The sequence below is a fragment of the Bacillus alkalicellulosilyticus genome, from assembly GCF_002019795.1.
GTDB classification, from domain to species: domain Bacteria; phylum Bacillota; class Bacilli; order Bacillales; family Bacillaceae_F; genus Bacillus_AO; species Bacillus_AO alkalicellulosilyticum.
This window is the reverse complement of the sequence record NZ_KV917381.1, coordinates 3585223-3610119: the sequence shown is the minus strand read 5'-3', so window position 1 is coordinate 3610119 and position 24897 is coordinate 3585223. Positions and strand designations below refer to the sequence as shown.

The 24897-nt window shown below is 36.3% G+C and carries 27 protein-coding genes and 1 other annotated feature; of the genes, 23 read left to right on the top strand and 4 right to left on the bottom strand.

Features of this window, described 5'->3' with window-relative positions:
* Positions 1-65 precede the first annotated feature (65 nt).
* A complete protein-coding gene (locus tag BK585_RS18170) occupies positions 66-707 on the top strand; it encodes an MOSC domain-containing protein (protein WP_419095548.1) in 642 nt (213 codons plus the stop codon).
* 254 nt (positions 708-961) lie between these two features.
* Here BK585_RS18170 and BK585_RS18165 read toward each other — a convergent pair whose 3' ends face one another.
* Together BK585_RS18165 and BK585_RS18160 are read right to left on the bottom strand one after the other, a co-directional pair.
* Positions 962-2539, bottom strand: coding sequence for a sensor domain-containing diguanylate cyclase (locus BK585_RS18165; RefSeq protein ID WP_170885642.1), 1578 nt, complete (start codon positions 2537-2539; stop codon positions 962-964).
* A gap of 155 nt (positions 2540-2694) precedes the next feature.
* Positions 2695-3285 (bottom strand): molybdenum cofactor guanylyltransferase, encoded by a 591-nt coding sequence (locus BK585_RS18160; RefSeq protein WP_078555353.1) that lies wholly within the window; start codon positions 3283-3285, stop codon positions 2695-2697.
* Between the two features lie 115 nt (positions 3286-3400).
* On the opposite strand from BK585_RS18160, the gene BK585_RS18155 reads away from it, so the two are divergent.
* Together BK585_RS18155 and BK585_RS18150 are read left to right on the top strand one after the other, a co-directional pair.
* Positions 3401-4192, top strand: coding sequence for a M23 family metallopeptidase (locus tag BK585_RS18155; RefSeq protein ID WP_078555352.1), 792 nt, complete (start codon positions 3401-3403; stop codon positions 4190-4192).
* Between the two features lies 1 nt (position 4193).
* Complete coding sequence (locus tag BK585_RS18150; protein WP_245805919.1) at positions 4194-5045, top strand: site-2 protease family protein; 852 nt, start codon at positions 4194-4196, stop codon at positions 5043-5045.
* Positions 5046-5207: 162 nt separating this feature from the next.
* Here the strand turns inward: BK585_RS18150 and BK585_RS18145 are convergent, their stop codons facing one another.
* Positions 5208-5576 carry a response regulator gene (locus tag BK585_RS18145; protein WP_078555350.1) on the bottom strand — a complete coding sequence of 123 codons (369 nt, stop codon included), beginning with the start codon at positions 5574-5576 and terminating at the stop codon, positions 5208-5210.
* Between the two features lie 220 nt (positions 5577-5796).
* Between BK585_RS18145 and BK585_RS18140 the strand changes: the two genes are divergently transcribed.
* From BK585_RS18140 to BK585_RS18090, 11 genes are all read left to right on the top strand, one after another.
* On the top strand, positions 5797-7305 hold the full coding sequence (locus tag BK585_RS18140; protein WP_078555349.1) for an Rne/Rng family ribonuclease: 1509 nt from the start codon (positions 5797-5799) through the stop codon (positions 7303-7305).
* Between the two features lie 55 nt (positions 7306-7360).
* Positions 7361-7437 (top strand) — a sequence feature (ribosomal protein L21 leader region).
* Between the two features lie 14 nt (positions 7438-7451).
* Positions 7452-7760 carry a 50S ribosomal protein L21 gene (gene rplU / locus BK585_RS18135; protein ID WP_078555348.1) on the top strand — a complete coding sequence of 103 codons (309 nt, stop codon included), beginning with the start codon at positions 7452-7454 and terminating at the stop codon, positions 7758-7760.
* A gap of 5 nt (positions 7761-7765) precedes the next feature.
* A complete protein-coding gene (locus tag BK585_RS18130; RefSeq protein ID WP_078555347.1) occupies positions 7766-8101 on the top strand; it encodes a ribosomal-processing cysteine protease Prp in 336 nt (111 codons plus the stop codon).
* A 12-nt stretch (positions 8102-8113) separates the two neighbouring features.
* On the top strand, positions 8114-8398 hold the full coding sequence (gene rpmA / locus BK585_RS18125; RefSeq protein WP_078555346.1) for a 50S ribosomal protein L27: 285 nt from the start codon (positions 8114-8116) through the stop codon (positions 8396-8398).
* A 273-nt stretch (positions 8399-8671) separates the two neighbouring features.
* On the top strand, positions 8672-9409 hold the full coding sequence (locus BK585_RS18120) for an MBL fold metallo-hydrolase (RefSeq protein ID WP_078555345.1): 738 nt from the start codon (positions 8672-8674) through the stop codon (positions 9407-9409).
* Positions 9410-9774: 365 nt separating this feature from the next.
* Positions 9775-10779 (top strand): PstS family phosphate ABC transporter substrate-binding protein, encoded by a 1005-nt coding sequence (locus BK585_RS18115; RefSeq protein ID WP_078555344.1) that lies wholly within the window; start codon positions 9775-9777, stop codon positions 10777-10779.
* Positions 10780-10861: 82 nt separating this feature from the next.
* Entirely contained in the window at positions 10862-11803 is a 942-nt protein-coding gene (gene pstC, locus BK585_RS18110) for a phosphate ABC transporter permease subunit PstC (RefSeq protein ID WP_078555343.1), read from the top strand.
* A 1-nt stretch (position 11804) separates the two neighbouring features.
* Complete coding sequence (gene pstA, locus BK585_RS18105) at positions 11805-12683, top strand: phosphate ABC transporter permease PstA (protein ID WP_078555342.1); 879 nt, start codon at positions 11805-11807, stop codon at positions 12681-12683.
* 33 nt (positions 12684-12716) lie between these two features.
* On the top strand, positions 12717-13535 hold the full coding sequence (gene pstB, locus BK585_RS18100; protein ID WP_139367684.1) for a phosphate ABC transporter ATP-binding protein PstB: 819 nt from the start codon (positions 12717-12719) through the stop codon (positions 13533-13535).
* Positions 13459-14211 carry a phosphate signaling complex protein PhoU gene (phoU, locus tag BK585_RS18095; protein WP_245805863.1) on the top strand — a complete coding sequence of 251 codons (753 nt, stop codon included), beginning with the start codon at positions 13459-13461 and terminating at the stop codon, positions 14209-14211. The genes pstB and phoU overlap by 77 nt, the downstream gene beginning before the upstream one ends.
* A 117-nt stretch (positions 14212-14328) precedes the next feature.
* Positions 14329-14694 (top strand): DUF1516 family protein, encoded by a 366-nt coding sequence (locus BK585_RS18090; protein ID WP_078555339.1) that lies wholly within the window; start codon positions 14329-14331, stop codon positions 14692-14694.
* 73 nt (positions 14695-14767) lie between these two features.
* Here BK585_RS18090 and BK585_RS18085 read toward each other — a convergent pair whose 3' ends face one another.
* Positions 14768-15469 carry an SDR family NAD(P)-dependent oxidoreductase gene (locus tag BK585_RS18085; RefSeq protein WP_245805862.1) on the bottom strand — a complete coding sequence of 234 codons (702 nt, stop codon included), beginning with the start codon at positions 15467-15469 and terminating at the stop codon, positions 14768-14770.
* Between the two features lie 684 nt (positions 15470-16153).
* Here BK585_RS18085 and BK585_RS18080 point away from each other — a divergent pair.
* From BK585_RS18080 to BK585_RS18040, 9 genes are all read left to right on the top strand, one after another.
* Complete coding sequence (locus BK585_RS18080) at positions 16154-17467, top strand: ABC transporter substrate-binding protein (protein WP_078556895.1); 1314 nt, start codon at positions 16154-16156, stop codon at positions 17465-17467.
* Positions 17468-17548: 81 nt separating this feature from the next.
* Positions 17549-18478, top strand: a complete 930-nt coding sequence (locus BK585_RS18075; RefSeq protein ID WP_139367589.1) for a carbohydrate ABC transporter permease — start codon at positions 17549-17551, stop codon at positions 18476-18478.
* The gene (locus BK585_RS18070) at positions 18478-19329 is read left to right on the top strand and encodes a carbohydrate ABC transporter permease (RefSeq protein WP_078555336.1); all 852 of its coding nucleotides are present in this window, start codon (positions 18478-18480) and stop codon (positions 19327-19329) included. The genes BK585_RS18075 and BK585_RS18070 overlap by 1 nt, the downstream gene beginning before the upstream one ends.
* A 39-nt stretch (positions 19330-19368) precedes the next feature.
* On the top strand, positions 19369-20409 hold the full coding sequence (locus BK585_RS18065; protein WP_078555335.1) for a LacI family DNA-binding transcriptional regulator: 1041 nt from the start codon (positions 19369-19371) through the stop codon (positions 20407-20409).
* Positions 20410-20635: 226 nt separating this feature from the next.
* On the top strand, positions 20636-21247 hold the full coding sequence (locus BK585_RS18060) for a YesL family protein (protein WP_078555334.1): 612 nt from the start codon (positions 20636-20638) through the stop codon (positions 21245-21247).
* Positions 21248-21337: 90 nt separating this feature from the next.
* Positions 21338-21493 (top strand): DUF1540 domain-containing protein, encoded by a 156-nt coding sequence (locus BK585_RS18055; protein ID WP_078555333.1) that lies wholly within the window; start codon positions 21338-21340, stop codon positions 21491-21493.
* Positions 21494-21663: 170 nt separating this feature from the next.
* Positions 21664-22107 (top strand): disulfide oxidoreductase, encoded by a 444-nt coding sequence (locus BK585_RS18050; RefSeq protein ID WP_078555332.1) that lies wholly within the window; start codon positions 21664-21666, stop codon positions 22105-22107.
* Positions 22104-22580, top strand: a complete 477-nt coding sequence (locus BK585_RS18045) for a thioredoxin family protein (protein WP_078555331.1) — start codon at positions 22104-22106, stop codon at positions 22578-22580. The genes BK585_RS18050 and BK585_RS18045 overlap by 4 nt, the downstream gene beginning before the upstream one ends.
* A 266-nt stretch (positions 22581-22846) precedes the next feature.
* Entirely contained in the window at positions 22847-24886 is a 2040-nt protein-coding gene (locus BK585_RS18040; RefSeq protein WP_078555330.1) for a chemotaxis protein CheA, read from the top strand.
* Positions 24887-24897 lie beyond the last annotated feature (11 nt).

Here is a 24897-nt window from a genome sequence, read left to right as displayed (position 1 = left end):
TTTTTTATTGGGGAAATATAAAAGGCACTGACTTCGCTCAGTGCTTCTATATGATAAAGGAGACTATGATTGTGAGTTATTCTATTCAAACGTTAGCGATTGGAAAAGTAGAACATATAACAAAGAAAGATAAAACCACACACACCGCGATTAGTAAGTCGGCTGTTGAAAAAGCCTATCTATCAGAAACTGGTTTTCAAGGAGATGAACAAGCGGATTTAGTCCATCATGGTGGTCCTGACAAAGCAGTTTGTGCCTACTCTTCAGAGCACTACCCTTATTGGGAGAAAAAGCTTCAGACAAAGCTATCGCCAGCAGCATTCGGTGAAAATGTTACGATAGCCGGTCTTTTTGAAAGCGAGATTCATCTTGGAGATACGTTTCAATTGGGTGAAGCTATTGTTCAAGTCAGTCAACCAAGGCAGCCTTGTTTTAAGCTTTCGCTAAAGCACAACGAACCCAAACTTCCTTTATGGGTAAGAGAGACAGGGTATACAGGCTTTTATTTCAGGGTGTTACAACCAGGTTGGGTGACAACAGAGGACAAGCTAACATTTATTCGTTCAGTCGAAGGACGGATTTCAATCGCTAAAGTAAATGAATTACTTTATGAAAAAGAGGTTAATGAGGAAGAAGTGTATGCTGTCCTCAGATTAGATGTTTCGGCAGAAAGTTTAAAAGAAGACCTAGAAAAGAAACTGATGTAGTAAATGGTGAAGAGGGTGGGACAAAAGGTAAAACGAAGGCACTGAAAAAGTACAAACCAACTTTTTCAATGTCTTTAATTATGGTGGCAATGGCTCCACTCGTGCCCGCCTGATACGAGAAGGCCACTCGTATCAGGCTTTTAAAATATTCAACGGTTACGCACATTGCTAAGAGGGCACTGAAAAAGTTAAAAATCTAACTTTTTCAGTGCCCTCGGTAAAACAACCTTTTGTCCCACCCTTGTCTCTAGTTCTTATGAAACTTCAATATCCTCAGAAAAATGATAGTTCCCACCTAACGTCTTTTTAGCTTTATACATCGCTTTATCCGCTAAATTTAATAATCTATCAGCATCAACCTTGTCTTGGTAAGCTACACTAATCCCAGCACTCCCTTTCAAAGATAATTTAGTTCCTTGAAATAGAAACGGTTGATTAATATTAGATAGGATAGACTTGACTGCTTGTTCAATGGCATCGATATTTTTTACGTGAAGGATGATGGCAAATTCATCTCCACCCATTCGGATTGGATGAGCATCCTTTGGAATACTTTTTTGGATTTGCGATGCGACATGTCTAAGAGCGGCATCTCCAGCTGCATGCCCGTACGTATCATTAATCCATTTAAACTTATCTAGATCTACTAAAATGATCGCTAATGATTGATTTAGGAGAGGCTTGTTCTCTAAAATTGTGTTTATTTGTTTATGAAAAAATGCACGGTTTCCAATGCCAGTTAACGGGTCTTCGTAAGCCATTTTTTTCAGTTTATCTTCATATAGCTTTTGACTTGTAATATCATGTAAGACAAGATATACGAAGTTTTCACCATCATAATCAATAAGGCCAGAACCCGTTTGAACGATTTTTTCATTATCCTCTTTATGGTTTATTGTAATCTGAATTTCTAAAGGCATTGTCTGCAAAAAAGTGTTGTCGAGAAATGTAGAAAACATAATCTTCTCATCGTCTTTCAAAAGGGTTTGAAAAGACATAGTAAGAATGTCCTTTTTCTCCGCCCCTACCATGGTCAAAAAAGCTGAATTTGCTTCTTCAATAGATCCGTTTTTATTTATGAGTACAATACCATTTGAACTCATTTGATATAGGAGTTCAAACCGTTGAGATGCAGTCGTTAGAAAATCAAATTTAACCATCGCATATCGAATCGATATGGCCCAGATAATAGAAATATAGTTAGAGAGTATAAAGAAAGAAATATCAAACTGGAACCCAATGTATATAATGATGCTCGTAACAATTAAATAGATTGTTGTTACGATTGTTCCTATATATATCACAGCAAATCGCTTTTGAAAGGTAGGACTGTAGTGATTTTTTTTTGCTTTTTTTTCTCCTATCACCAATAGGACAATGTTCCAAATAATTGTATTAATAGTTGCAATGGTGAGTATTACCAATAATGGTGAGCTTGCTGTTTCTGTTCGAAACCCTTCATGGTCTTCATGGATATAAACAAAAAATTCAGTAGGAAACAGCAGCATTAATAGGATACCGAGAAATGGAACAAAAAAGACAATATGAAATACCCAATGCAATTGAATTTTACTAATCCTCTTAAAAAAATAGACTACTAGAATCATAGATAGAAACGCTGCAAAAAACTTAAAATACGTGATAAACACTACTGCACTCTCTAATGGAAGTAGGACCATATGATAATCAGCAAGAAAGATTGAGCTAAAAAGCAACAAAAGCAATGCTGTTAATCGGTGAAGAGAATTATGTGGAGACCGAAAAAAAACTTCGGCTGCCATAGCAAATAAAAAAAGAAAGGGGATAAAATAGATAAAAAAGTGTAATTGCATCATTAATTCTCCCTAGATAAATATATATAAAAGATTTTACTATAAAACTATTAAGAAAAATAGTACTAAAGACATACTTTTTGGTGGGAATATCAGGGGGATGCCTATGTATATGATGCAAGGGGCCACTCATAATAGAATTTAGTAAACTAAACTCACTCTGTGGTTTTTCTTATATCTTCTAATGTATTCATATTCCGAAAAGCCTCGCTTTGACGTATTGTTATATATTTTACATTCACATTGTCAAATAGGGCCCCAACTTTATATACTCCTTTTTCAAGTTGCTTTTGGATAAATGGAAGACATCTTTTATGATAAATCGCAGTTAAAGGCTGTCTTTTACCTACTACATCTGGAATATAGACGTCATATTCGTTAGCGTCATCTATTACATCTAGTAAGCTAAGGTAGATGTCAGTAGTTATAAATGGGGTATCACAAGGTGCCACAACAAACCAATCTCCACTCCCATGGGTCATTGCTGTAAAAATGCCAGCTAGGGGTCCTTTTCCTCGAAATTTTTCATCATCTACTAAGACAGTGAATTCATTCTGTTCGTATAGACCTTGATGGGCGGGATGACTAATAATTATAATTTCATGACAAATTGGTGTAAGCGCATCATAAGAATAGGAGTAGAAAGGCTTTTCATTAAAAAGGTGAAACGCTTTAGGACTACCAAATCTTCTTGATTCTCCACCTGCTAAAAGAACACCGGATACCAATTGTTTACGGACTGACATAAAACCACGCCTTTCTGGAAAGATTGTTTCTATTATTATGGCATAAGAGAGACGGACAAGTCATAAGATCTAGTAAATCATAGCAGGACTTTTTGGTAAAGGATGGGGAAAGTCAATGGATAAAAATTTAGACAAGATTAGAAGAAAAATTGATATGAGAAGAAGAGAAGCGCATGGCACTGTAAAGAAAAAAGAAAGGTCTGCTCCAGTTTTCTATGAACGTCACGATGAAGCTAGAGATGAGCCTGATTTCTATCTATTTCAAGATAGAGAGGAAGAGAAGAAAGAGGATTTTATCAATAAAGATTGGCTTATGATGAGATCTCTCATTGCCGTTGTTGTTTTTTTGGTCACGGCTATATTGTTTAACAATACGGCTACCAGCTTAGAAGGAGCTAGGCAATTTATTAAAACATCATTCGAACAGGAATTAAAGTTTGATGCTATCGCCGGTTGGTATGAAAACCAGTTTGGAAAGCCGCTTGCGCTTTTACCATTTACGACTGAGGTGGCATTAGATGATTATGAAGACTATTCTCCTGAAATGGTCTATGCAGTCCCGGCTTCGGGGGTTATCACCGAAAATTTCCAACAAAATGGACGAGGTGTGTTAGTTGAAACCGGTATGAACGAAGGAGTTGAGGCGGTAAAATCGGGTGTTGTCATTTTCGTTGGTGAAGAAGATAACCTCGGGATGATGGTAGGAATACGTCACTATGATGATGGCAGTGAATCATGGTATGGAATGCTAAGCGATGTAGACGTGGCGTTATATGACCCAATTACTTCAGGACATAAAATTGGCACAGTTTCTAGTAATGAAGAAGTGGAAAAAGGAATATATTATTTCGCCTTAAAGCAAGGAGAAAAATATGTTGACCCTATTGACGTGATATCATTTGAGTAGTATGTGGTCAATTATTAAAAAAATCAAAATCAACCCATTCTTTTGGTTTATTTTAGGAATTGGGATTATTACAGGATATTTTAAAGAAGTTGTTATGGTATTTGCGATAGTTTTTATCCACGAAATGGGTCATGCTCTCGTAGCCAATCATTTTAATTGGAGGATACGCAAAATAGAATTACTCCCTTTTGGGGGGGTTGCTGAAATGGATGAAAGCGGCAACCGACCATTCCGGGAAGAATTTCTAGTCATTATTGCTGGTCCTCTTCAACACCTATGGCTAATGGGGGCTTCTTTTGCTTTTGTATCCTTTGATTTTTGGTCTACGGCAGACCATCAGCAATTTATCCTTCATAACCTCATGATTTTAGGCTTTAATCTCATACCAGTTTGGCCCTTAGATGGAGGAAAGTTAGTTCATTTAGGGTACTGTTATCTATTCGCATACCAACGGGCACAAGCCTTAACCTTGTATTCCTCAATAGGTGTATTAGCTTTGGTCAGTTTACTGAGTTATATCATGTTTCCATTTCATTTGAACTTATGGGTTGTTTTATTCTTTTTATGTATATCAAATTACTTAGAGTGGAAGCAGCGCCATTATGCCTATATGAGGTTTCTTATGGACAGGTTAAACGGAAAAATGACCTATTCGAGAAGGCAACACCTCACATTTCCAAACGATATGAAAATTCGCGACGTTCTTAAAAAATTTCGAAAAGGCCATAATCATATCATCGTCATTAAAGATACGAGTAAGAAAACATTCATTGAAGAAATAGAGATATTACAAACCTACTTTCACGATAAAAAAATAAACCATACACTCCAAGATATAACAAAAGGGAGATAAAGGTCCGGATTTGACCTTTATCTCCCTTCTTTATATGGAGCGAAGTCCATAATTTTAGTTTATTATTGAAATAATATCGTTTACGGACATAGGATCTCTTATTGTCATTAAAAACAAGAAAAATAGCGGAACGACGGTCCATTAATACGGACCACGCTCCACTTATTTACCAATAGATGTTAATGCTAGTGTTTCTTCTAAAGCTTTTTGCAAAGCAGATAACGAAAAGGGTTTTTCAATATACAACGTATCTTTACAATTCGTACAGCACTGTTTCCCTCTAGTGGTTGTAAACAATATTTTTATGTCTGAATAATTTTCCATTAACTTTGAACATAAAGAATCACTATCTATATCTGAAAGGTCTTCACTTGCGATCACATAACGGACATTTTCAGGAGAAGAGAAGAAGAAGTCGGTAGCGCGTTCAAATAGCTTTACAGCATATCCAAGTTTTTCAATATGATAGGATAGAAGCATCGCATGCGCTGGCTCTTCCTCAAGTAGATAAACACACTTATCTGTGCTCATAAAAACCTCCATAAAACTAAAATACATTTTACATTATTGTAATATAAACTTTATAATTAATCAAACGAGCTGTTATTATATTTAACATATCTTTTCTTTGAATTAACGCCTTTATCTAAGTGGTTAATAGCCTATAATAAATATAAAGAAAAGTAACGCTACAATTTGGATAAATGATGTAATAGTCGGTAATGAGAATAGAAAGTAGGGGATGTAGCACTTGAAGAATATTGTTCTAAATGTTTCGACAACAGAACGAAGAGCTGCGATCATCGAAGATAATCAGGTAGTTGAACTGTTAATAGAGCGTCAAATTGAGGACAGAATTGTCGGAAATGTTTATAAAGGAAGAGTGGTCAATGTACTCCCAGGAATGCAGGCTGCTTTTGTTGACATTGGTCGCGATAAGAATGGATTTTTGTATCGGGATGATTTACTTTCTTATCAATTATTAGAGGAAGACGAAGAAAAAAAGAAAGAACGCAACATTTCTGAATTTGTTACTAAAGGTGCGGAGGTACTTGTTCAAGTTACAAAAGAAGGTTTTGGAACAAAGGGACCAAGACTTACAGGAGTTATCTCATTTCCTGGCAGATATATTGTCTATATGCCACAAGGGGGATATGTTGGCGTATCACGAAGAATGAATAGTGAAGAAGAACGAGAACGATGGCGTAAAATGGGAGAACAGGTGTTAAAGCAAAATGAAGGAATCATTGTTCGAACAGTTTGTGAAGGCTTGGAACAAGAAAAGGTTGAAGAAGATTTAGCTTTCTTGAGAAAATTCTGGAAAGACATTTGGCAAGAAGGGAAAGATCTGGCACCGCCGTCACTAATTCATCAGGATACTGGATTACTTGAACGGATTGTTCGTGATTTATCATTTTCCGATGTATCTGAAATCATTATTGATAGCCAAAAAGATTACAATCGCTTACTTGGTTTGTTAGAACCATACCGGCAACTAAATTTGAAAGTTACATATTATCGAGGAAAAGAAAATGTGTTCTCCGAGTACGGGATAGAAAAAGAGTTAGAAAAAGCATTACGTCGACAGGTTTGGTTAAAAAATGGTGCCTATCTTATGATTGACAAAACAGAAGCTTTAACTGTGATAGATGTGAATACAGGGAAATTTACTGGCAAAAGTAATCTACGTGATACAATAAAGAAAACAAATACGGAAGCAGCCAAAGAAATTGCTAGGCAATTACGGTTACGAGACATTTCTGGAATTATCGTCATCGATTTTATAGATATGAAAGAAGAGGTCGATAAGCAAGAAGTCATTCATGCATTCACGAAGGCATTAGAAAAGGACAGAACGAAAACAAGTGTCCGTGGATTTACAGGTCTTGGTTTGGTGGAAATGACTCGTAAAAAAATCCGTCAAAACTTACAGGATAGTCTTTCGAAAACGTGTCCTACTTGTTCGGGTAAAGGAGTTATTTTATCTGATGAAGCACAAGCATACCGGATTGAGCGGGTGTTATGGGAGTATCGAAATATGGATGCAGAGGCTTTAGTATTAGAAGTTCCAGAAAAAATTGCAACGATTATTAAGGGAAATAAGAATGAACATTTACATAGACTGCAGGAGTCGTTATTTTATCAAATCTTTATCGTGGAAAATGAGAAGATGTCCGAACAAGAATATAATATAAGTTTTATTGGTTCTGAAAAAGAGGCAAAACAAAAAGCGATGAATCACGGATGGAATGAGCATTGACATTGGTTTTTGATATGTGATATGATATCATTTGTTAGTTGTTTGGATAGCACCCAAAGAACTGCAACCGCACAAGGCAGGTTTTTAAAAGACAAGCGTCTTACCTCGCATTTGGCGAGTCTGAGTATATCAAGGAGGTGCAGAGAATGTACGCAATTATTGAAACTGGTGGTAAACAAGTTAAAGTAGAAGAAGGACAAGAAATCTACATCGAAAAGCTTGACGCTGTTGAAGGCGACGAAGTAAGCTTCGATAAAGTTCTACTTGTAGGTGGAGACCAAACAAAGGTAGGAGCTCCTTACGTTGAAGGTGCAACAGTTACAGCTAAAGTTGAAAAACAAGGTCGTCAAAAGAAGATCATTGTTTGGAAAATGAAAGCGAAGAAAAACTACCGTCGTAAGCAAGGTCATCGTCAACCTTACACTAAAGTGACTATTTCTAAAATCAACGGATAATTACTATGATTACCGTTACTGTTCAACGAAATGAACAAAATAAATTCGACTCTTTTTCAATGGATGGTCATGCAGAAGCAGGACCTCATGGGCAAGATATTGTCTGTGCAGGTGCATCAGCGGTTAGCTTTGGTGCAATTAATGCCATCGCAAAGCTATGTAAGGTTGAACCTAAAGTTGAGCTCTCTGATGATGGCGGCTTTCTCCGCTGTTCGGTTCCTAACCAATTGGACGAACAAACGTATGAGAAAGTACAGCTATTATTGGAAGGGATGCTTGTTGCCCTTCGATCTATTGAAGCTGAGTACGGAGACTTTATCGTAATAAAAGAAAATTCATAGGAGGTGAATCTCATGTTAAAAATGAATCTACAGTTTTTCGCATCGAAAAAAGGGGTAGGTAGTACAAAGAACGGTCGTGACTCAATCTCGAAGCGTCTTGGTACAAAACGTGCTGACGGCCAAGCTGTTACAGGTGGTTCAATCCTAGTTCGCCAACGTGGTACTCGTATTTACCCTGGTGTAAACGTAGGTAAAGGTGGAGACGATACATTATTCGCTAAAGTTGACGGCGTTGTTAAGTTTGAACGCGTTGGTCGTGACCGCAAGCAAGTAAGTGTATACCCTACAGCTCAATAATTAATTAAAAATACTTCTGTCTACTAGACAGGAGTATTTTTTTTTTGCTCCGGTTTAAAATAACAGTAGAATAAAATATGCACAAGGTACAGAGGCCGGCGAGTAAAAGCGAGTAAGCAAAAGAAAATGCGCCCGCGAAATCGGATGCGGCGAGCAAAAACGCGTACGCAAATCAAAATGCGTACACGAAACTAGGGCTGGCGTGCAAAAACGAGTACGCAACTGTTACAAGAAACCATAGAAAAAAGCCACAAGCCAAATAGGGGGAAAAAGATGAAATTAACAGTTATCGGGTGCTGGCACGGCTTTCCGAAAGAAGGACAGGCAACTTCAGGATATTTACTAGAACAAGATGGGTTTCGCCTCCTCATTGATTGTGGAAGTGGTGTAGTAAGTCATTTACAAAAGTATTGCGCAGTGGAAGACTTGGATGCCGTCATTTTATCTCACTATCACCATGACCATGTTGCTGATATTGGTGTTCTTCAATATGCTAGATTATTTAGCACCAAACTAGGAAAGACAAATAAGGTGTTACCGATTTATGGTCACCAGCTTGATGAAGAAAAATATAAAACGTTATCTTATGAACCTTACGTAATTTCGATTCCATATGAGATGGATACACCAATAAACATTGGTCCTTTTCATTTCTCTTTTATTAAGACTAACCATCCCGCGCCATGTGCTGCGATGAGAATAAACAATGGTACACACACAGTAGTTTATACTGCCGATACAGCTTTTTTCCCAGAGCTAGTGAGATTTGCATCCGACTGTGATGTACTTTTAACAGAATGTAGCTTTTTTGCAGAACAGTCTTCGCCTCCAGGAGGACATATGAACACTACAGAAGTAGGAATTTTAGGAACACAGGCGCGAGTGAAATCACTCCTATTATGCCACTTGCCACATTTTGGTGATTTAAATCAACTTAAAAGGGAAGTCGAAACATACTATAAAAGGGATGTAAAACTTGCTACGTTAGGATACAACTTTGAATTAAATTAGGATTAAGTTATTGAAAATGAAAGCAGAAATTTCATCCGACTAACAAAAAATAGAGTAGAAAACATAAAAAACTACTAAATCAACAAAAGATTTAGTAGTTTTTTTGGGGATAATTTGGTTCAACTTCACAAGCTGTAAAAACGCTTACAGTGTTGTAATATAAGGGTTTTCTTCTTTTCAAAACGTTAATATAAGTCTTTAGAATTTACAATAGTGCCACTTCATTTACAATATCTTTACACTCCGTTTATATGACATTAATAGACAAAGCGTATTCTATGAAATGTAGAGAGCAACCAAGTCCAAACAGATGAGGTTAGCTCAAAATACTAAACTATCTATCTATCGTAGGGGGAAATATTAACATGAAAATTTTCAAACGCTCTGCACTAACAGTAGGAATGGCATCATTAATGATTTTTGCTACTGCATGTGGAACAGGAAACGAAAGCACAAATGGTTCTAATACTGACCCAGCTCCAGAACAACAGGAGCAGCAAGAAGAAACACAAGAAGAAACAGAAGTAGAAGCAGCACTTTCTGGTGAAATTCAAATTGATGGTTCGTCTACAGTTTTCCCAATTATGGAAGCAGTAGCTGAAGAATATGGTGCAGAACAACCTGGCGTTCGCGCAACTGTAGGGGTATCTGGAACTGGTGGTGGATTCAAACGCTTTGTAGTTGGTGAAACAGACATGAGTAACGCTTCTCGTACAATTAAAGAAGAAGAAGCAGAATTAGCAGCAGAAAATGGAATTGAATACATTGAACTTGAATTAGCATATGACGGGTTATCAGTTGTAGTAAGTAAGGAAAATGATTTCGTTGACTACTTAACTGTTGAAGAGTTAAACAAAATGTGGGTAGAAGGTGGAGCTGAAACTTGGGCAGATGTTCGAGAAGGCTGGCCTGCAGAGAAAATTGAATTCTATAGCCCAGGAATGGATTCTGGAACATATGATTACTGGCATGAAGTTATCTTAAACAAAGAAGATATTCGTAAAGACGCTCAACTTTCTGAAGATGACAATGTACTTGTAAATGGTGTTGTAGGAAGTCCTTATGCGATTTCATATTTCGGATATGCCTACTATGAAGAAAACCAAGATAAATTAAAAGTAGTACCAATTGACAATGGTAACGGAGCAGTTGAGCCAACAATTGATACAATCAACGATGGTTCTTATGCACCACTTTCTAGACCAATCTACACATATGTAAATGTAGAAGCACTTCAACGTCCTGAAATTTATGACTTCTTATTGTTCTTAAATGAAAATGTTGGCGACTTAGCTTTAGAAGTTGGATACATTAACCTTCCACAAGCAAATTATGATGCTAACTTAGCAAAAATCGAAGCTGCAAAATAATCTAAAAAAATAGGTAAGGTGTGTGGCTCATCCCCACATCTTACCTCTAATTATGGTGTATTACACGGGGGTGTAATTTATAATGGGAAACTTTAAAGGGAAAACAGTTGCGGAAATGATAAGCGAAAATAAACAGTCAAATAGAAATGTTGGTGCTGTTATTGAAAATGGAATGCCAAAACTATTTTTGGCGTGTGCTGTCATTTCAATTTTAACAACTATCGGTATTGTACTGACGTTATTAGCCGAAACGTTTACATTCTTTCAACAGGTTTCATTTTTTGAATTTATTACAAGTAAAGAGTGGTACCCAATGCATAGCAATCCAAGCTTTGGAATCTTACCGCTAATTGTAGGAACCCTAAAAGTTGCTGTAATTGCAATGATTTTTGCCATTCCAGTTGGATTAGGTTCAGCCATTTTTTTGAGTGAATATGCTTCTGACCGTGTCAGAAGAACAATTAAGCCCATATTAGAAGTGTTAGCCGGAGTACCAACAATTGTGTACGGATTCTTTGCTCTCACGTTTGTAACGCCATTGTTGCAAAACATTATTCCTGGAATGTCTGTTTATAATGCGTTAAGCCCAGGGATTGTTGTTGGGATTATGATAATTCCTATGATTGCTTCCCTTTCTGAGGATGCGTTAAGTTCTGTTCCTCGTTCCATTCGTGAAGGAGCTTATGCAATGGGTTCGACAAGGTTTGAGGTAGCGATAAAAGTTGTGTTGCCAGCCGCTTTGTCTGGCGTCATTGCATCCTTTGTCTTAGGAATTTCAAGAGCAATTGGGGAAACAATGATTGTTACCGTAGCAGGAGGAGCCAACCCAAGTGTTGGACTAGATGTTACATCAGCGATTCAAACGATGACAGCTTACATTGTTCAAGTAAGTTTAGGTGATGCAGGGTATGGTACAACCGCTTACTATAGTATTTATGCAGTTGGAATGACGCTGTTCGTCTTTACGTTACTTATGAACTTATTGGCACAATATATCTCAAAACGCTTTAGGGAGGAATATTAAAATGAGTTTAATCAACCAAGAAAAAGTTTTAACCAATATACCTAAGCGTTTAGTGAAAAATACCTTTTACAAAGGATTATATATTGGAGCTACCATTTTCGGATTATTTGTTTTAGTCACGTTACTTTACCGGATATTCACTCAAGGAATTGGATTTTTAGATTGGAATTTTCTAACGAGTTTTGCTTCTAGACGAGCGGAGGATGCAGGAATAAAAGCTGCATTTTTCGGTACCATTTGGTTGATGATAGTCACGGCTCCTTTATCATTTATTTTAGGAGTAGGAACGGCAATTTATTTAGAAGAATACTCAAAAAAAGGTAGATTTACTCGTTTCGTTCAAATGAACATTACAAATTTAGCAGGTGTACCTTCGATTGTATTTGGATTACTAGGACTTACATTATTTGTTCGAGGCTTAGATTTAGGGAGAAGTGTTCTTGCAGGGGGATTAACAATGGCTTTGTTAATCTTGCCTATTATTGTAGTAGCTTCTCAAGAGGCTCTTAAGTCTGTACCGAAAGAATTACGCGAAGCTTCTTATGGGATGGGTGCAACGAAATGGCAGACGATTCGTCGAGTCGTTTTTCCGTCAGCTTTACCAGGGATTTTAACAGGTAACATATTAGCCTTATCACGAGCAATTGGTGAAACGGCACCGTTAATTATGATTGGCGCTTTAACGTATGTTGCCTTTTTACCAGACGGATTAATGTCACAGTTTACGGTCATGCCAATTCAGATTTTCAACTGGACATCTAGACCTCAAGAAGCGTTTCATTTTGTAGCAGCTGCTGGAATCATGGTCCTTCTAGCGATGCTACTCATTATGAACTCAATTGCAGTGTGGATTCGAAATAAATATCAAAATCGTTATTAATTTATAAAGGGGATGAGTAGTATGACGGCAGTAATGCAAGATGTGAAACTTAAGGTGTCTACAGATATAAAAAAGAACATACAATCAGATGTAGCTGTGAAAAACGTATATGAAGTAAAAAATTTAAACTTATGGTATGGTACCGACCATGCATTGAAAAACATTGAGCTTGATATTGCGGAAAATCAGGTGACGGCAATTATTGGACCATCAGGTTGTGGAAAGTCTACTTTCATTAAAACGTTAAATCGTATGGTAGAGATGGTTCCTTCGGTTAAAACATCTGGAGAAATTGTGTACCGGGATCGAAATATATTTGATGCAAAATACCGTGTTGAGGAATTACGTACAAAGGTCGGTATGGTGTTTCAAAAACCAAATCCATTCCCAAAATCAATTTATGAAAATATTGTTTATGGACCAAAGATTCATGGGATTAAAGATAAAAAGATTTTAAATGAAATCGTTGAAAAGAGTTTACGTGGTGCTGCGATTTGGGATGAAGTGAAAGACCGACTGCACGAAAATGCATATGGTTTATCTGGTGGACAGCAACAACGAATTTGTATTGCTCGTTGTTTAGCGATTGAACCTGATGTCATTTTGATGGATGAACCAACATCCGCGCTAGATCCTATTTCTACACTTAAAATCGAAGAGCTTGTTCAAGAATTACGAGAGCATTTTACGATTGCCATCGTTACCCATAATATGCAACAAGCTGCTCGTATTTCTGATAAAACAGCATTCTTCTTAAACGGAGAAGTAGTAGAATATGATGAAACAGGAAAAATCTTCTCTAATCCAAGCGATAAGAGAACAGAAGACTATATTACAGGACGATTTGGATAAGAGAAATGGAGTGCTTACAATGGTAGTAAGAAATAATTTCGAACATGCACTAGAAGAAGTGAAGGTTCAAATCGTGACTATGGGTGAAGAAGTAAAAAAATCTCTGGACTCGGTCCTAGAAGGTTTTACGACAAATAACCTCGAAACTCTAGAAGGTGTAATCCACCATGACCCGACCATAAATGGTATGGAACTTCATATTAATGAGATGGTAACGCTGATGATTGCGAAACAACAACCAGTAGCAAGTGACTTACGAAAACTGATTGTTGCCTTAAAAATATCTAGTGATTTAGAGCGAGTGGGAGATTTAACAGTTGATATTGCGAAAAATTCAATTCGTGTAAAACACAGTTATATAGAAGAAAGTAAAGAGGAACTGTTAAGTATTGCCTCAAGAGCTCAAGATATGTTAAGTAACGCCTTAGACGCTTATCAAAATCTTGATGTACTAGGAGCGCAGAAGATTGCGCAAATGGATGATGTTGTTGATGCAATGTATAGCAACTTTATAAAGGATTTAATGAAAAAGGCTAATTCAGCATCTACCTCAGCAGAAGAGTTGCTTCAACTTGCCTTCATTGGCAGATATGTTGAACGGATAGCGGATTATGCAACAAACTTAGCAGAATGGGTTGTTTATGAAGTAAACGGACAATATTTCGACTTGAATTAAGAACAATAGGAAGAGACTGTACGAAAGGATATATTTGTCTTTCGTATAGTCTCTTCATTTGTATGTTTTCTTTTTTTCGTATACTATATTGGTATGACAAAGAAGTAGGAGGATATTATGATTACTGGTTTATATCATGCTCATGCTAGCTCTTGGGCCATTACACTTCTGTTATTTTTTATTGCATACTTTTTAATTGTAGCGAATAAGCAGAAGCCTGGAAAGATTGTACATATGGTATTGCGTTTATTTTATGTAATTATGGTTGTATCAGGAGTAGGTTTATTGATAAATTATCAATTTGCACTTACATTCCTGATAAAAGGATTACTTGCACTAGTGCTTATTTATTTTATGGAAATGATTTTAGTTCGCACGAAAAAAGGTGTACTCATTGGCAAAATGAAGACCTATTATTGGATACAATTTGCAATCACTGCGATTTTAGTGGTGTTAATTGGATTTAATGTGTTATCGTTCTAAAAGTTAAAAAAAGAGGTGCCTGTATGGATAAATCCAATGAGGGCACCTCTTTTTATAAAAGATGAAGTAGTTCTTATAGGTTAATCATTTTATTTTTTACATCTTCTATTGAAATAACCTCACTGTGTGATAAGGTGTTTTCACTAGCAATCGCTAAAAGATAAGGAGCGACTAATTTAGGGTCATCACCGCTAGCTTGTAATTTTGTTTTCATCACTCCAGGGTTGAAGACAGCAACGGTTATACCGTTCGTATGCTCTTCTTCTTCGACGGTAAATGTAAAGGCTTCAAGAGCTGCTTTGCTAGCACTGTACGCACTGAAACCAGAAGCTCCTACTCGTGCTAATCCTGAAGTAACTGAAATGATTCTACCCTTTTTATTAGTTTTCATGGAAGAGAGGCATTCTCTTGTCATTAAAAAAGCTGAGGTAACATTGTTTTCAAAGTGACGTTCCCACGATTCCAATGATGAATCAACAACGTTATAGTTTTCAAATATAGCAGCGTTATTCACTAAAATATCAATTTGTCCAAACGTGCTTAACGTCGCTTGAACGAAACGTTGCACATCGGCTTCAACCGATGCATCTGCCAAGGTCACAAGAAATTGTCCAGGAAAAGAGCTTAAATCCTCGTTTAACCGTTTTACGTGGCTCTCAGAGCGGACGCATATGGAAACCTTTGCTCCGTGCTTTACGGCTTCTAAAACGACTTCACGCCCAAGTCCAGTTCCACCACCAGTAATGACTATTACTTTTTCTTTTAAGTCGACCAATATCATCCCTCCTGAATATTAATTATATCTCTTAAATATATCTAAATCCAGTTAAGAAGTCAATATATTTAGAATATTATAAAGTAGCTCATTACCTTTGTGGTATAGAAACAATACATCACTAAAACATTTCGGTACTAAGTTCCTAGTTTATACAGCATAGGTAAAAGTAAATTGTAATTTACGAAACTTTGTTCAACGAATAAACAAAAAATATTTATAATAAAAGCGGCAGAAAAGCACTAATTTTTTTTTGAATGATAGGAAAAAAATGTTGACAGGGTATTGGATGGGCGTTAATATTAGTGTAACGAAACCGATTTAGTAGTTTCGCAGATTGGAAACGCTAGATAATACAATGAAAGCATTCCTTTTTGAGAAATTATACATAACTAAATTGGCTAGTTGCTATGAGGCGTATTGATGAAAGCGTTTCCGAAATTATTTTAGAACTATCTAATCCTAATGGCGAAACTACTTAAGAAATGTAAGTAGGTTACTGCTTAAATGAATATCAAAAGCACATAAAAATATGTGTTATAAAACATACTTTAACTTGATTTGAAATAAGGAGTTAAAGATGAAGATTATTCGTATAAGGAGGTGATATTAAAAGATAATAAGGATGATGCTTCACCGAATGCTTTACTATCTTTCAAAGAATTAAAAGGGGGAAAAACAAAAATGTCAAAGATTAAACTTTTACTTGCGGCTTTATTTGCTGTAATGGTTATCGCTGCTTGCGGCGGTGGCGACGCAGATCCAGCTCCAGCTGAACCAGCTGAGCCAAGTGGTGAGCCTGCTGAAGCTCCAGAAGCATCTGGTGACCCAGTAGAATTAACAATGTGGTTATTTGGTACAACTGGGTATGACGAGTTAGCTAAACAATATACTGCTGAAAACCCACATATCACTTTCAATATTCAAGAAGGTGACATGCAAGACATGAGTAACAACCTTTTCACAGCTTTATCTGCAGGAAGCGGTGCTCCTGATATTGCTATGGTTGAAGTTGGTCAAATTGACCGTTTTAAAGACGCTGCTGACCGTTTCCATAACCTATATGACTTAGGTGCTGCAGACGTTCAAGGTAACTTTGTTGACTGGGCATGGTCAGTTGGTGGAACTGCTGATGGAAGTATTCAAATCGGATTACCTACTGATATTGGTCCTACTGCAATGTTCTATCGTTCTGACTTATTTGAAGCTGCTGGTCTTCCAACAGACCCTGCTGAAGTAGCAGCTCAAATCAATACTTGGGAAGCTTATGCTGAAGCAGGAGCTAAACTTGCTGAAAATGGTGTACTTCTTGCTGATGGTCCTGAGTTAATTTTTAACGCACTTCGCGACCAAGCTCCAGTTTCTTATTTCAATGAGCAAGATGAGCTTATTATCAATGATGAGCCTTACATTAGAGAAGCATATGATTACACAGCTGAACTAATTGCTGATGGTACTATTGGTAACATCGAACTTTGGACTCCTGAGTGGGGTGCTGGTATGGGAGATGGAACATATGCTACATTACTTGCTCCAGCTTGGATGCAAGGTGTAATTAAAGGTAACGCTCCTGACGCTTCTGGTTCTTGGAATGTTGCTGTAATGCCAGAAGGTGCTGGTAACTGGGGTGGTTCATACTTAGCTATTCCTGCTGAATCTGACCATGCTCCTGAAGCTTACGCTTTCATTTCTTGGGTAACTTCAGTTGAAGGCCAAACGCTTTCATTCTTAGATAAAGGGTTATTCCCTTCAGCTCCAGCTGTATATGATGACGCTGAGTTCTTAGCTTATACTGATGAGTACTTTGGTGGCGCACCAACTGCACAAATCTTTGGTGAAGCTGCAGAGCAAGTACAATATGTATACAAAGGACGTCATTATCAAATCGCTCAAGAAGAAATTCAAGAAGCATTATCTCGTGTAACTCAAGGTGAAGACCCTGATGCAGAGTGGGATGCTGCTGTTGATCGTATTGAAAACCGTCTAGCTAGACAGTAATAACTAAGATTTAATTTCAATGAGGGGATATGGCAGTAATACTGTCATATCCTTTCTATTAGAGTCAAGGAGGGAATTCCGTTGCCAGCAAAAGAAATCAAGGAGCAAAAGTTAAACCAATATCAGAAGAATGCGATTTCCGGCTATTTATTTATTTCGCCCTTCTTCATATTATTTTCTATCTTTGGTTTATTTCCAATGCTATTTAGTTTTTATTTAGCATTTTTTAAATGGAATGGACTATCACCAATGGAGTTTGTCGGAATCAATAATTTTAAATTAATTTATGCCGATCCATTGTTTTGGACATCCATTAAAAACACACTTATTATTGGGGTTTTAGGTACGTTACCTCAGATGATTATCGGGGTTATTTTGGCATTTGCTCTTAACTCTGCATTAATCCGTTTTCGTAACGCATTTCGTGTAGCGATTTTCTTACCATATGTTACATCCGTAGTTGCTGTAGCAATCATCTTTGGTGTCATCTTTAGTAACCAGGAGTTTGGTCTTGCTAACTTAATTTTAAGTTGGTTCAATATTGACCCTGTAACTTGGAGAGCAGATTATTGGGGAACAAAAACAGGTATTGCCGTTATGATTTTTTGGCGTTGGGTAGGTTATAACACAATCATTTTCCTTGCCGGAATGCAAAGTATTCCAAACGATTTATATGAGGCTGCAAAAATTGATGGTGCCACAGTATGGCAACAAATTACGTATATAACCATTCCAATGATTAAACCATTTATTATTTTTGCTGTATTCATGGGTACAATCGGGGCTTTACAAGTGTTTACTGAGCCACTCATTTTCTTAGGTAGAAATCTACGTGAAGAAGGTATTACAGTTGTTGCGTATTTATGGAGAGAAGCATTTGTTAGTAATTTCTTTGGTTCGGCTTCTGCAGTAGCTATTACATTATTCTTCATCATAATGGTGTTCTCAGGAATTAACTTATGGTTAACATCTCGTCTTGGACGTTCTAAAAAGGTAGGAGGGAAAGCGTAATGGCAGTAAAAAAAGAAGTAGGAGCTAAAGCTTTTTCGATTTCGAAATCGTTTGTTTATCTATTGTTAATCACCGCTTCGCTATTGTCCCTTTTCCCATTTTATTGGATGTTCGTTATGGCGACTAGTGCAAACAGTGTTATTAATAAAATGCCTCCAGCATTTATTCCGGGAGATCGGCTAGTAGTAAACTTTCAAAATGTATTAAATAGCATTAACTTTTTTGGTACAATGTGGAATTCGGTGATTGTTGCAGTAACAGTAACGATTGGTACATTGTTCTTATGTTCATTAGCTGGATTTGCTTTCGCAAAAATCGACTTTAAAGGAAAAAATATTTTCTTTGTTTTTATCTTAGTTACAATGATGATTCCACCACAATTAGGACTTGTGCCATCGTATGTAATCATTTCTAAATTAGGATGGTTAAGTGATTTAAGAGCAGTAATCGTTCCAGGTGTTATCAACGCATTCGGTATTTTCTGGATGAGGCAGTATATCGCTGAAGCTGTTCCAAAAGAATTAGTTGAAGCAGCTAGAATTGATGGTAGTTCTAATTTTAGAACGTATTGGAATATTGTTGTTCCTACGATCTTGCCAGCTTTCGCAACATTAGGTATTATAGTATTTATGCACCATTGGAATGATTTCCTATGGCCATTAGTTGTATTACAAGATCAGGGGTCACAAACTTTACAAGTTGCCCTTCGTTCTCTGAATGACAATTATGTTCGTGACTTTGGTATGATAATGTCAGGAACATTCTGGGCTACAGTACCTTTAATTATTGTATTCCTTGCATTTAACAGAATGTTTATCGATAGTCTGACAGCAGGGTCAGTAAAAAGTTAATTTTCTTCTTGCTGTAAACGAAAGAAGGAGTTTACACGTATGAAAGTAACTATTAAAGAAATAGCAAAATTAGCAGGTGTTTCACAAGCAACTGTATCCAAAATCATTAATAATTATGATGATGTAGGTGAAGAAACGAAAAAACGCGTGCTAGATATCATGGAACAGCAAAAATATAGACCTTCTTATTCTGCCAAGACACTAGCAAGCAAAACGTCAGATGTTATTGGTGTGGTTTATGCTGGAAAAGTCAATGCAAACTTTAACCACCCATTTTTTGTTGATGTCATGAATGTCTTCAAAAAAAATATAGGGAATTTAGGCTATGATTTAATGTTTTTCTCTAATGAAAAATTTAACATGGCTCATGAAGACTTTTTAGCTCGTTGTACGCATTATAGAGTTGACGGCTGCATCATCATCGGAGGAGAAGAGATTCAAGAGTCCGTATACACCTTAGATAATAGTAGTATTCCGTGTATTGGTGTTGACATAGAACTTACAGGAGAAAAATCAGGTTATATCATGACCGATAACCTTAAGGTTTCAACAAAGGTAGTCGAACATCTTTACTTACTAGGTCACCGTGACATTGCCTATATTGGCGGTAAGAAAGATTCTAATATCGCAAAAATGCGTTTGGAATCCTTTAAGCGTTCTATGACTGAGTACGGATTATCATTAAATGATGATTGGGTTATGTACGGTGATTTCTTTACAAAGAGTGGCTATGAAGCCATGAAAAAAATCTTATTATCAGAAAAAATACCAAAAGCTGTATATGCAGCTTCCGATTTGATGGCTCTAGGTGCCATTCAAGCTGTCAAAGAAGCAGGTTTGTCAGTACCAGATGATATTGTGGTTATTGGTTTAGATGATATCGAAGCTTCGAAATATGTAGACCCACCATTAACGACAATTCGCCAAGATAAAGAAAAAATAGGGAAATTGGCAGCCTATATGTTATATGATTTAATCAGAGGAACGATTCATTCAACATCTGTAATGGTTGAGCCTGATTTGATTATCAGACAATCATGCGGTACAAAAAAAAAGAATTATGTTATTAACACGAAGTAACTTGCTTTGTAAACCACTATGAATTTGAGTTGTACTAATTTTTCACATAACTTTGAAAATAGTGGAGTGGAGAGAAACTATAGAGTAGCATTAAAGTCATCAATCATCCACACGTTCAACAAGATGGATTATATTTTTTGACATGCTATAATAAAGAGAGAAATAAAAAAACAAGGAAAGTCTGCAAAAGCAGGCTTTCCCTATGTTTTATTAAAGGTGTGTTGTCATGAATTTTTTATTTCGAGTTTCTGATTTTTTATATCGTATCATCACTCTTAATGTATTATGGGTGTTTTTTGTTATTTTAGGACTAGGTGTATTTGGTTTTATGCCTGCAACGGTTGCTGTCTATTCCGTAACTAGGAGATGGCTTTTGGGTGAAGACGATGTACCGATGTTTAAAACTTTCCTTTTCTATTATAAAAAAGAATTTGTTAAGTCCAATTTAGTTGGTATTATTTTTATGTTTTTTTCATATTTAGTCTATTTAAATTTTATATTTATTGATTATTCCCCTGAAACAGTTGGAAGAGTTTTGTTTTATATATTAGTAAGTGTGTCATTTATTATTGCGATAACTTTTATAAATATTTTTCCTGTAATGGCCCATTATGAGTTTTCCGTTATTAACTATATCCGAGCTGCAGGTGCACTTGCTTTTCTCCATCCTCTGCGAATGCTTATGCAATTAGTATGGATTGTTGGTTATTGGCTAGTCATTATTAATTTCATGGTGTTAATTCCGTTAATCGGTGTGAGTACATTATTTTATTTTTTAATGTGGCTTAACTTTGATACATTTAAGTTTAAAATTGAGAATGAAGTAAAGGAAGAATAACAAAACTCTACCGCATCTTGTCAACCCCGTTTTTCCTGTATGAATCGTTCTGTTTTTGTGAACGATAAAGGAAGAGAGGAGGTGTTATCAATGGCAGTAGATGTATTATGTGAAGTAAACAACTGTGTTTATTGGGCATCTGGTAATAAATGTTCAGCTGATGAGATATACGTTGTCAGCCATACAGGTAAACAAGCTGAAACACAACAGGAGACGGACTGTAAGACGTTCGAACCTGAGGCATAAACATCCCTAGAAAGAGCAGATTAAATTGGGAATCTGCTCTTTCTTTTTTTAGTATTGATAATAATTATCAATATTATTCATGAATATACATAAAAACTAAAAAACGTTGTTCTTCATTATTGCACTACCTCTTTACATTAGGTAAAATTGAAAGGAGGAGGCGAAAACTAGTGGGAAAAAGTGTTCAAAAAAGAATTGAAAGTTTATTGTTCTCAGCTTGGGCAATTTCAGTGATTGCAACTAGTGGAAGCCTTTATTTTTCTGAAATTGTTGGATTCATCCCCTGTGAGCTTTGTTGGTACCAAAGAATCATCATGTACCCTCTAGTAATAATTTTAGGGGTAGCTGTTGTAAAAAAAGATACAAAACAAGCTTTATATGGTCTTATTTTTTCAACTATCGGAATTATAGTCGCAACTTATCATTATATGCTTCAAAAGATTCCTGCTTTATCAACAATCGATTCTTGTGGAATCATACCATGCACTGGGCAATATATTAACTGGTTAGGATTTATTACAATTCCCTTTCTAGCATTAGTGGCATTCCTGCTGATATTTATGCTTTGTTATTACATTATTGTAATAGAGAAAAGAACTGGAGGTTCACATTGAAAAAGGTTATTATATTCTCATTAATTATTATCGTACTGTTCACTGCGTTAGCGTTATTAACCAATGCAACTAAAGAAAAAAGAATAGAAGGAAACCCGTATAATAAATCGGAGCTTCACCCTGAAACAGTAAAACAATTGGATAATCCAAATTACCAAAATATCATCCTACCCGATGAGTTGGATAGTTCCATATCAAGTGGGGAAAATGTAGCTGTTTATTTTTACAGCCCTACATGTCCTGCGTGTCAACAGATGACACCAGTAATTGTGCCATTAACAGAAGAAAATGGCATTGATTTAAAGATGTTCAATCTTCTTGAATTTGAAGATGCATGGAGACAATATCAAATCACTGCTACCCCTACTCTTGTTTATTATAACGAAGGTCAAGAGGTAGCCAGGGTAGAAGGCTTGCGAGATGCAAATGACTCTGAGTTAATCCAGTGGCTTGACCTTGCTTCGTCAAACTAAATTGTGGAAAAGAACTCAAACATTGGGTTCTTTTTTAATTTCCATAAAGATTTTACCTTAAAAGTTTTAAAAATGTATCATAAAGTCTTGAACTATAAAAAATATGGGTTATGATATAGTTAATTAGTCTTACAAAAACTAGATGAATTTTGTCGAAATAATACTTATTTTCTTATAATTGTGCTATTATTAAATAAATCAATACCAAACTAGTAAAAAAATAGTAGCTAATAAGGACATAAGAAATAGTCGAGGTGAAAAAGGTCTTGAGCCATGCAGAGTATTTAGATGTTTTTATTGATGAAAGTCAGGAACACTTACAGGCGATAAATGATAATTTGCTTAAGCTAGAAACAGAACCAAATGACATATCTATCGTTGGAGAAGTTTTTCGTTCTGCTCATACGTTGAAAGGGATGGCTGCAACGATGGGTTATGAGGATCTAGCACATTTGACACATAATATGGAAAATGTACTTGACCTTTTGCGTAATAAAAAGTTAGCACCTTCTTCTGAAGTATTGGATGTTGTTTTTGCGTCTGTGGATGACTTAGAACACATGGTAAATGATATTGCAAGTGGTGGTACTGGTAAGCGTGATGTTTCTGAAATTGTTACTATGCTAGAACAAATTGAAAAAGGTGGGTCTGTTAAAGTTGAAAAACGAACAGAGACACAAACTCCGTCACAACCATCTAGTGAACAATCCGGTTTAGTTATGCAAAGTTATGACCAGTTTGAACAAGCAGTAATCACTCAATCTAAGGAACAAGGATATTATGCTTATCAAGTAAAGGTTACCTTAGATGAAAGAACAATGCTTAAAGCTGCTAGAGTATTTATGGTGTTTGAAGTCCTTGAACAAATAGGTGAAATTATTAAAACTTCACCTAGTGCTGAAGAACTTGAGGATGAAAAATTTGAACAAGATTTCTTAGTTACTTTAATCACAAAGATTGAAGCTAATGAGGTTTCTCAAAGAATTAACAAAGTATCTGAAATTGTTGACGTACAAATTAGTGATATTGACGGCGACCAATTAAAGAAAGCTTCTCAAGAGCAAGAGGAAAAACAATTAGCTTCTTCTCGCGGGACACAAGGAGAAACCAAAAAGGAAAAAGTGGAAGAAACGACAACTAAGAAGACAGGTAACGAAGGAAACAAAACAATTCGAGTAAATATTGAGCGTCTAGACGTATTGATGAATTTATTTGAAGAGTTAGTTATAGATAGAGGAAGATTAGAACAAATTTCTACGGAGCTTAACAATAGTGAGTTGAATGAAACAGTAGAAAGAATGTCTAGGATATCAGGGGACCTTCAAGAAATTATCTTGAACATGAGAATGATGCCTGTAGAGCAAGTATTTAATCGTTTCCCAAGAATGGTAAGAAGTTTATCTAAAGACTTGAACAAAAAGGTGAATCTTGAAATTGTCGGTGCTGAAACAGAGTTAGACCGCACGATAATCGATGAGATTGGAGATCCACTTGTTCATTTAATAAGAAACTCAATTGACCACGGGATTGAGTTACCGTCAGTTCGAAGAGAAGCTGGGAAGCCGGAAGAAGGAACCGTTATTCTTCGAGCATATCACAGCGGCAACAATGTCTTTATCGAAATTGAAGATGACGGCGCAGGAATTAACCGAGAACGAGTATTAAATAAGGCGTTACAATCAGGAATTATTAATGAAGAAGAAGCTGGAAAGATGACTGACCAGCAAGTGTTTTCATTATTATTCTCATCAGGGTTTAGTACAGCTGACCAAATTACAGACGTTTCTGGCCGTGGAGTCGGTTTAGATGTAGTACGAGCTAAATTTGAATCATTAGGTGGGATTGTAACCGTAGATTCAACGGAAGGCAAAGGGTCAATTTTCTCGATTCAACTTCCATTGACGTTATCGATTATTGATGTAATGTTGGTTGAAGTAGGAGAAGAAAAGTATGCTATTCCGCTTTCATCAATTGTAGAAACTGCAATTGTGAATAAAAAGGAAATCTATACGACGCACAACCAAAAGGTAATTGATTTCCGTGGTAAAGTAGTACCTCTCGTTTCCTTACGTAATATATTTGAAGTTCCAGGAGAAGAAGAAGAGAGCGACTTTAATTCGTTAGTTATTATCCATAAAGGAGATAAAGTAGCGGGGTTAATTGTAAGTTCTCTAATTGGACAACATGATATCGTATTAAAATCGTTAGGGAATTATCTAACAGATGTGTTTGCTATCTCTGGTGCGACGATACTAGGAAATGGTGAAGTTGCATTAATCGTTGATACGAATGCACTTATTAAGTAAAGGTTAGGAGG

What these genes read in the sequence shown, in the direction of transcription:
- rplU (WP_078555348.1), top strand. Translation starts at nt 7,452, where the DNA reads ATGTACGCAATTATTGAAACTGGTGGTAAACAAGTTAAAGTAGAAGAA.
- rpmA (WP_078555346.1), top strand. Translation starts at nt 8,114, where the DNA reads ATGTTAAAAATGAATCTACAGTTTTTCGCATCGAAAAAAGGGGTAGGT.
- BK585_RS18115 (WP_078555344.1), top strand. Translation starts at nt 9,775, where the DNA reads ATGAAAATTTTCAAACGCTCTGCACTAACAGTAGGAATGGCATCATTA.
- pstA (WP_078555342.1), top strand. Translation starts at nt 11,805, where the DNA reads ATGAGTTTAATCAACCAAGAAAAAGTTTTAACCAATATACCTAAGCGT.
- BK585_RS18165 (WP_170885642.1), bottom strand. Translation starts at nt 2,539, where the DNA reads ATGCAATTACACTTTTTTATCTATTTTATCCCCTTTCTTTTTTTATTT.
- BK585_RS18130 (WP_078555347.1), top strand. Translation starts at nt 7,766, where the DNA reads ATGATTACCGTTACTGTTCAACGAAATGAACAAAATAAATTCGACTCT.
- pstB (WP_139367684.1), top strand. Translation starts at nt 12,717, where the DNA reads ATGCAAGATGTGAAACTTAAGGTGTCTACAGATATAAAAAAGAACATA.
- BK585_RS18060 (WP_078555334.1), top strand. Translation starts at nt 20,636, where the DNA reads ATGAATTTTTTATTTCGAGTTTCTGATTTTTTATATCGTATCATCACT.
- BK585_RS18080 (WP_078556895.1), top strand. Translation starts at nt 16,154, where the DNA reads ATGTCAAAGATTAAACTTTTACTTGCGGCTTTATTTGCTGTAATGGTT.
- BK585_RS18055 (WP_078555333.1), top strand. Translation starts at nt 21,338, where the DNA reads ATGGCAGTAGATGTATTATGTGAAGTAAACAACTGTGTTTATTGGGCA.
- BK585_RS18160 (WP_078555353.1), bottom strand. Translation starts at nt 3,285, where the DNA reads ATGTCAGTCCGTAAACAATTGGTATCCGGTGTTCTTTTAGCAGGTGGA.
- BK585_RS18155 (WP_078555352.1), top strand. Translation starts at nt 3,401, where the DNA reads ATGGATAAAAATTTAGACAAGATTAGAAGAAAAATTGATATGAGAAGA.
- BK585_RS18120 (WP_078555345.1), top strand. Translation starts at nt 8,672, where the DNA reads ATGAAATTAACAGTTATCGGGTGCTGGCACGGCTTTCCGAAAGAAGGA.
- BK585_RS18065 (WP_078555335.1), top strand. Translation starts at nt 19,369, where the DNA reads ATGAAAGTAACTATTAAAGAAATAGCAAAATTAGCAGGTGTTTCACAA.
- phoU (WP_245805863.1), top strand. Translation starts at nt 13,459, where the DNA reads ATGATGAAACAGGAAAAATCTTCTCTAATCCAAGCGATAAGAGAACAG.
- BK585_RS18150 (WP_245805919.1), top strand. Translation starts at nt 4,194, where the DNA reads ATGTGGTCAATTATTAAAAAAATCAAAATCAACCCATTCTTTTGGTTT.
- BK585_RS18170 (WP_419095548.1), top strand. Translation starts at nt 66, where the DNA reads ATGATTGTGAGTTATTCTATTCAAACGTTAGCGATTGGAAAAGTAGAA.
- BK585_RS18070 (WP_078555336.1), top strand. Translation starts at nt 18,478, where the DNA reads ATGGCAGTAAAAAAAGAAGTAGGAGCTAAAGCTTTTTCGATTTCGAAA.
- BK585_RS18145 (WP_078555350.1), bottom strand. Translation starts at nt 5,576, where the DNA reads ATGAGCACAGATAAGTGTGTTTATCTACTTGAGGAAGAGCCAGCGCAT.
- pstC (WP_078555343.1), top strand. Translation starts at nt 10,862, where the DNA reads ATGGGAAACTTTAAAGGGAAAACAGTTGCGGAAATGATAAGCGAAAAT.
- BK585_RS18090 (WP_078555339.1), top strand. Translation starts at nt 14,329, where the DNA reads ATGATTACTGGTTTATATCATGCTCATGCTAGCTCTTGGGCCATTACA.